Here is a 2,286-nt window from a genome sequence, read left to right as displayed (position 1 = left end):
CTTCAGACTACTGACCAGTAGAGCGGCGGCCACCTGAAAACGAAAGATTTTAAGACCACCTGCCGTTGAGCCTGAACATCCACCGACGAAGGTCAGATAGAAAAAGAGCATGACGGCGAAGCTGCCCCATAACGTGTAGTCGCCAACCGCAACTCCCGTGGTCGTGACGACCGAGGTCACGTTGACTGCGACGATACGAAACGCATCCCACCATCCGTAATCGCTGTGAAAACACAGCCAGGTACCCACAGCCAGCGATGTGACAATCAAGAATCCAATAAACCCGCGTACCTGATGATCCTGAATCAGCGCACGCCGATCGCCCCGCAATGTCGCGACGTACAAGGTGAATGGCAGGCTACCCAGAATCATGATGGCCACTGCTACCCACTGAACCGCTGGTTGCGTCCAATGCCCCAGTGAGGCGTCCGAAGTTGAGAATCCCCCGGTGGAGATCAACGACATCGCGTGATTGACCGCTTCAAATGGCGTCATTCCAGCGACCCAGAGCGCCAGCGCTCCGATGCCGGTAAGACCCAGATAGAGCAGGAGGATGTACGTGGCTGCCATATGGGAACGCGGTGTCACTTTTTCCGACCAGTCTGAGGACTCTGTCTGGAACAGACGCATGCCGCCGACTCGCAACAGCGGAAGGATTGCCACAGCCATGCCGATAAAACCGATGCCTCCCAACCAATGCAGCATGGAGCGCCATATCAACAAGCCGGGTGATGAGCTATCCAGACCGGTGAGTACAGTCGAACCAGTGGTTGTGATGCCAGACATCGTTTCAAAGAATGCGTCGGTGTAGCTGATATGGCGGATGAACACCATTGGCAACGCTGCGAAGGTGCACACAACGACCCAACTGCCAGTCGTCAGCAGGTACATATCCCTCGGGCGAAGCTGGCCTGTATCCGGGCGCCCCCGCATGATCAACAGGAGGCCACAAATGAAGGTAATCAAACTCGACCAGAGAAAGGCCGACAGATCGTCGTTACGCTGGTAGGCCACCAGCGTGATCATGGGAATGGCCATGCTTACGGCCAGCGTGATCAGAAAAATGCCGAGGATGAAGCCGATAAGCCGAATGGCTGCGAGGGACATAAAAGTAGCGTTCCAAATTAGCACCGGACAGTATCGGATGCCCAACCTCAAGCCCCTTTTAATTTTGCATAAACTTCTATGGGCGTTCAGTCAGGCTGCGTAGTTCCAAGGGTTTTCAATGAAAAAATAGTGTTCACAGTGGAGCAACGGTACTTCGTCAAGGCATACAGAGATGAAAGGCCGCTTCGGGTTGAGCGTAGCCGTACTGATCCGATATCGGCCGAATTTAAGGCAGCAGGGTTCCCCGCGACATGGAATCTCCCACAGGGTAATCCTCCAAACCCAGGCGTACGTCATGGTATGGCCGCGAAAAGCCCGCTAACATCCGCTACTGTTCTTACTTCGTTGAATTGCTGGGTGCTTTGTGGCCAAAAAGTCGAAACGTGAGATTGCCTCCGCCAATGGCAACTCTGAATCACCGCTCACCGTGGCTGACGTGGCTCTCAAGGCAGGTGTTTCACCTATTACCGTTTCGCGCGCCTTGCACCGCCCGGAGCTGGTGAGTGATGCCACCAGGCAACACGTTTTGGAAACGGTACGTGAGATGGGCTATGTGCCCAATCTATTGGCCGGTAGCCTCGCCTCCAGCAAAAGCCGACTGGTTGCCATTCTGCTGCCGACCATTGGCACCTCCATATTCGCCGGCGCGGTGCAAGCCATCATGGATCGGCTGACCGAGGCAGGTTATCAATCGCTCCTGGGCCCGACAGGCTATTCCCCTGAACATGAGGAAGTCTTGCTCGAAGCCATTCTGGGCCGACGTCCGGACGGTATCGTTCTGACAGGCACCCTCCACACTGAAGCCAGTAGAAAMCGGCTTGCGTCAGCCGGTATTCCGGTCGTTGAAGCCTGGGATCTCAGCGATACAGCGCTGGATATACAAGTCGGTTTTTCTCATGAAAAAGTCGGTGAGCTCGTCGCTGATCATTTTTTTGCAAAGGGCTACCGACGATTCTCGGTTATTTCGGTGGATGATCCACGAGCCATCCGACGCTGCAATAGCCTGATTGAAAAGCTCAAGCAGCATGACCTGCACGACGTGCCTGTAGAAATCCTGCCGCTGCCTGCGACGTGGGAAGTTGGCAGGGAAGGTTTGAAACGACTTCAGCGACGCGCATCCCCTCCCGAACTGATTTTCTGCAGTTCCGATACGCTCGCCTTCGGCGTGCTCGCGGAAGC

Annotated in this window: 2 protein-coding genes; one reads left to right on the top strand and one right to left on the bottom strand. The window is 55.1% G+C overall.

The features are described 5' to 3' along the window. A partial coding sequence (locus AC1DRJ_RS24940) for a TrkH family potassium uptake protein (protein WP_477804509.1) occupies positions 1–1,107 on the bottom strand: 1,107 nt, incomplete at its 3' end. Between the two features lie 364 nt (positions 1,108–1,471). Between AC1DRJ_RS24940 and AC1DRJ_RS24935 the strand changes: the two genes are divergently transcribed. Continuing rightward, on the top strand, positions 1,472–2,286 hold an 815-nt coding region (locus tag AC1DRJ_RS24935), incomplete at its 3' end, for a LacI family DNA-binding transcriptional regulator (RefSeq protein ID WP_477804508.1).

The organism is Pseudomonas sp. P5_B2 (assembly GCF_056400445.1).
This window is presented reverse-complemented; position numbering and strand designations above follow the sequence as displayed.